Origin of the sequence: Herbaspirillum lusitanum P6-12 (assembly GCF_000256565.1) — a bacterium.
Lineage (GTDB): Bacteria > Pseudomonadota > Gammaproteobacteria > Burkholderiales > Burkholderiaceae_D > Herbaspirillum > Herbaspirillum lusitanum.
On the sequence record NZ_AJHH01000567.1, the window covers coordinates 1 to 3,977 of the forward strand.

A 3,977-nucleotide genomic window follows, 5' to 3' on the forward strand; every position below is an offset into this window, starting at 1 on the left:
TATACGCCGTGCGCGACATCGTCGAGGCATGTTCCCAGCGCGGCATCGAATACCTGACGCTGTTCGCCTTCAGTTCCGAGAACTGGCGCCGTCCGGCCGATGAAGTGTCCCTGCTGATGCGCCTGTTCATGACGGCGCTGGAGCGTGAAGTCAGCAAAATGCACGCCAATGACATCCGCCTGCGCGTGGTCGGCGACCTCAGTCGTTTCGACGCCAAGCTGCAGGACATGGTGACCAAGGCCGAGGCGCAGACCGCCGGCAACAAGGGCCTGACGCTGACCATTTGCGCCAACTATGGCGGCCGCTGGGACATCATGCAGGCGATCGGCAAGATGCTCCGCGAGCAACCCGGTGCGACCGATTTTTCCGAAGAGCAGTTGACACCCCATCTGGCGATGGCTTACGCCCCCGAACCGGACCTGTTTGTCCGTACCGGCGGCGAAGAGCGCATTTCCAATTTCCTACTTTGGCAACTGGCCTATAGCGAACTGTATTTCACCGAAACCTATTGGCCCGATTTCGACGGGGCCGAGCTGGACAAGGCGATTGATTCGTATCGCCAGCGCGAGCGGCGCTTCGGTCGGACCAGCGAGCAATTGGTCGAGCAGAAAAAGGCTTCCTGATGCTGAAAACGCGTGTCATCACGGCGTTGGTTCTCCTGGCAATCTTATTGCCCGTACTTTTCCTGAATAACTTTTTTGCTTTTGCTACGGTCACGGTGGCGTTCTTCGCTGCCGGCGTCTGGGAAAGCTTGCGACTGTTCCGCTATTCGCGCGCCGAGCTGTGGGCCGGTTTCTGGACGGTCGGTTACGCCGTCGTTGTCTTCGTCAGCGGACTGCCGAGCGTGCGCAGCCTGTTCGCCGTATGCGTGCTGCTATGGGTAATCCGCTTCGTTCCTGCGCTCAAGCTGGGCTTGCCCCAACTGAAAACACCTGCCAATCGCCTGCTCAGCATTACCTACACGCTGGCGCTGCTGGGTTGCTTCATTGCGATTGTTTCCCTGTTTCAACATTCTCCGCTGTATTTGCTGTCGGTCATGGCGATCGTCTGGGTTGCCGACATCGGTGCGTACTTCGCCGGCAAAGGTTTCGGCCGTCACAAGCTGGCGCCTTCAATTTCGCCGGGCAAATCCTGGGAAGGCGCCATTGGAGGCTGGCTGGCTGTCCTGGTCGCTGCTGCTGCGACGGTCATGTACCTGGATGGCGATACCTTCTCTGGGCGTCTGTACGAACGCTTCGGCTGGGTCGGTTTCCTCGTCGTCATGAGTTTGCTGGTGGCTGCCAGCGTCGTCGGCGACCTGTTCGAGTCACAGCTCAAGCGTCGTGCCGGCTTCAAGGACAGCAGCAATCTGCTGCCTGGACACGGCGGCGTGCTGGACCGGATTGATGCACTGATTCCGGTGCTGCCGCTGGCGGCGTTGATCGATCTCTGGTTGTAGGAGTTTCATGCAGGCAATTTCTGTTCTCGGTTCCACCGGCTCCATCGGCGTTTCGACACTGGACGTGGTGGGGCGTCATCCGGAGCGTTACCGGGTGTATGCATTGACCGCGCATTCGCGCGTTGACGAACTCGCGGCGCAATGCGTGCGTTTCCATCCTCAGGTCGCCGTGGTTGGCACCGCGGAAGCTGCGGGCGTGCTGCAGCAAAAACTGCGCGCGCAGGGATTGCGGACCGAAGTTGCTTACGGCCCGCAGGCGCTCTGCGACGTTGCCAGTGCGGCGGCATGCGACATGGTCATGGCCGCCATCGTCGGCGCTGCCGGCCTGGCCTCGACGCTGGCGGCGGCCCGCGCCGGCAAGAAAATTCTTCTCGCCAACAAGGAAGCGCTGGTGATGTCCGGCCAGTTACTGATCGACGCCGTGGCCGAACACAAGGCGACATTGCTGCCGATCGACAGCGAACACAACGCGATTTTCCAATGCTTGCCGCACGATTTTCGACGTTCGCTGGACGATGGCGGCATCGCCAAAATACTGTTGACGGCCTCCGGCGGACCTTTTCTCAAGCGCGCCGTCGACACGCTCGACAGCGTGACGCCGGACGAGGCGGTGGCGCATCCGAAGTGGGTCATGGGGCGCAAGATTTCGGTCGACTCCGCGACCATGATGAACAAGGGCCTGGAAGTCATCGAAGCGCACTGGCTGTTCGGTGCGCCGGCCGATCGGATCGAAGTCATGATCCATCCGCAAAGCGTGATCCATTCGATGGTGTCCTACATCGACGGTTCGGTGCTGGCGCAACTGGGCAATCCCGATATGCGCACGCCCATCGCCAACGCCATGGCTTACCCCGAACGGATCGCTTCCGGCGTGGCCCAGCTGGATCTGACGCAGATCGGTCAACTATTTTTCGAGCGTCCCGACCTGGCGCGTTTTCCGTGTCTCAAACTGGCGTATGATGCACTGCACGCCGGGGGCAGCTCGGCGGCAATCCTCAACGCCGCCAACGAAGTTGCCGTGGAGGCATTCCTGAATCAAGAAATCGGATTCCGCATGATCGACCAAGTGATCGCCCGCGTCATGGACAAGCTGCCCCACGGTACGGTCACCGATATCGATGCGTTGATCGAGCAGGACAAGATCGCGCGTTCCGTTGCGCAATCCTGCCTGACCTTATGATTTCTCCGTCATGAACCTGTTGCACACATTGCTGGCTTTCGCCGTTGCACTCGGCACATTGGTGGTCGTCCATGAGCTCGGACACTACTGGGTGGCGCGCCTGTGCGGCGTCAAGGTCCTGCGTTTTTCGGTCGGCATGGGACGTATCGTCTGGTCGCCTGCAAAACCATCGTCAGCGGCATCTTGCTGTCGGCCGGCGAAGCGCGTGGCGAGTCCTCGGTCAAGACCACGCTCAATACCTTCCTGGGCGACATCGCCGAGGAATTCCGCACCACGCGTCCCATCGTCGCCTTCGACTATCGGAACCTCATCGAACACGACATGCCGGTCGCCTTCGATTCAGCGCTCAAGCAGATGATCTGCAATGTCCTCGACAATGCGCTGGAAGCCTCTCCACGCTGGCTCAGTTTCACCGCCGCGCGTGAAGAAAACCAACTCAAGTTGACCGTTGACGACACCGGTCCCGGCTTCGTGCCGTCCATGCTGGACCAGATCGGCAAGCCTTACCAGTCGACCAAGGCCAAGACCGGCGGCGGACTGGGATTGTTCTTCGTGGTCAATGTCGCGCGCAAACTCGGCGGCGCCGTCACCGCGCACAATCGCAGCGAAAACGGTCACGTCGCCGGCGCCACGGTGTGCCTGACGCTGCCGCTGTCGGCCATCAGCCTGGAAGCGGAAAGTGCGGCAACTGCCGAGGAAAGGAACCATGTCGACTGAACGCCTGCTGCTCATCATCGAAGACGACGCCGCCTTTGCGCGCACGCTCAGTCGCTCGTTCGAACGGCGCGGCTATGTCGTCCTGCACGCCGCCAGCCAGGATGAAGCAGCAGCCTTGCTGACGCAGCACAATCCCGGCTACGCGGTGGTCGATCTCAAACTCAACGGCAATACCTCCGGCCTGTCTTGCGTGCAGATGCTGCACCAGCACGACGAAGCCATGCTGATCGTGGTGCTGACCGGATTTGCCAGCATCGGTACTGCAGTCGAGGCGATCAAGCTGGGCGCCATCCAATATCTCGCCAAACCATCCAATACTGACGACATCGAGGCCGCCTTCGGCCAGGTCGCCGGCAATACGGAAGTGGAGCTCACGGCACGCTCGACCTCCATCAAGAACCTCGAATGGGAGCGCATCCACGAAGTGCTGGTGGAAACCGATTTCAACATCTCCGAAACCGCACGCCGTCTCGGCATGCACCGGCGCACGCTCGCGCGCAAGCTGGAAAAGCAGCGCGTCAAGTAAATCCGATCAAGTGAGTCCAATCGGATAATCCGTCCCGGCAGGGCGACTCAGGAGCGGGAAGCGGAGGGCGGGGCGGCGTGATGAACCGGTGCATGCGTGGACGGAGGTGCGCTGGC

The 3,977-nt window shown here is 60.8% G+C and carries 4 protein-coding genes and 2 pseudogenes; all 6 read left to right on the plus strand.

Going from position 1 to position 3,977, the window contains the following annotated elements; all coding sequences use genetic code 11:
* Positions 1 to 623, plus strand: a 623-nt coding sequence (gene uppS, locus HLUSI_RS0118755) for a polyprenyl diphosphate synthase (protein ID WP_016835412.1), incomplete at its 5' end; no start/stop codon positions are given.
* Positions 623 to 1,438 carry a phosphatidate cytidylyltransferase gene (locus HLUSI_RS0118760; protein WP_016835413.1) on the plus strand — a complete coding sequence of 272 codons (816 nt, stop codon included), beginning with the start codon at positions 623 to 625 and terminating at the stop codon, positions 1,436 to 1,438. The genes uppS and HLUSI_RS0118760, both read left to right, overlap by 1 nt.
* 7 nt (positions 1,439 to 1,445) lie before the next feature.
* Positions 1,446 to 2,618, plus strand: a complete 1,173-nt coding sequence (gene ispC / locus HLUSI_RS0118765; protein ID WP_016835414.1) for a 1-deoxy-D-xylulose-5-phosphate reductoisomerase — start codon at positions 1,446 to 1,448, stop codon at positions 2,616 to 2,618.
* Between the two features lie 10 nt (positions 2,619 to 2,628).
* Positions 2,629 to 2,775 (plus strand): annotated as a pseudogene (locus HLUSI_RS31870) (site-2 protease family protein); the annotation flags it as partial.
* A pseudogene (locus HLUSI_RS0118770) lies at positions 2,766 to 3,335 on the plus strand (ATP-binding protein); the annotation flags it as partial. The pseudogenes HLUSI_RS31870 and HLUSI_RS0118770, both read left to right, overlap by 10 nt.
* Positions 3,325 to 3,861 carry a response regulator transcription factor gene (locus HLUSI_RS0118775; protein ID WP_016835416.1) on the plus strand — a complete coding sequence of 179 codons (537 nt, stop codon included), beginning with the start codon at positions 3,325 to 3,327 and terminating at the stop codon, positions 3,859 to 3,861. The pseudogene HLUSI_RS0118770 and the gene HLUSI_RS0118775, both read left to right, overlap by 11 nt.
* Positions 3,862 to 3,977: the final 116 nt, after the last annotated feature.

What these genes read in the sequence shown, in the direction of transcription:
- HLUSI_RS0118760 (WP_016835413.1), top strand. Translation starts at nt 623, where the DNA reads ATGCTGAAAACGCGTGTCATCACGGCGTTGGTTCTCCTGGCAATCTTA.
- ispC (WP_016835414.1), top strand. Translation starts at nt 1,446, where the DNA reads ATGCAGGCAATTTCTGTTCTCGGTTCCACCGGCTCCATCGGCGTTTCG.
- HLUSI_RS0118775 (WP_016835416.1), top strand. Translation starts at nt 3,325, where the DNA reads ATGTCGACTGAACGCCTGCTGCTCATCATCGAAGACGACGCCGCCTTT.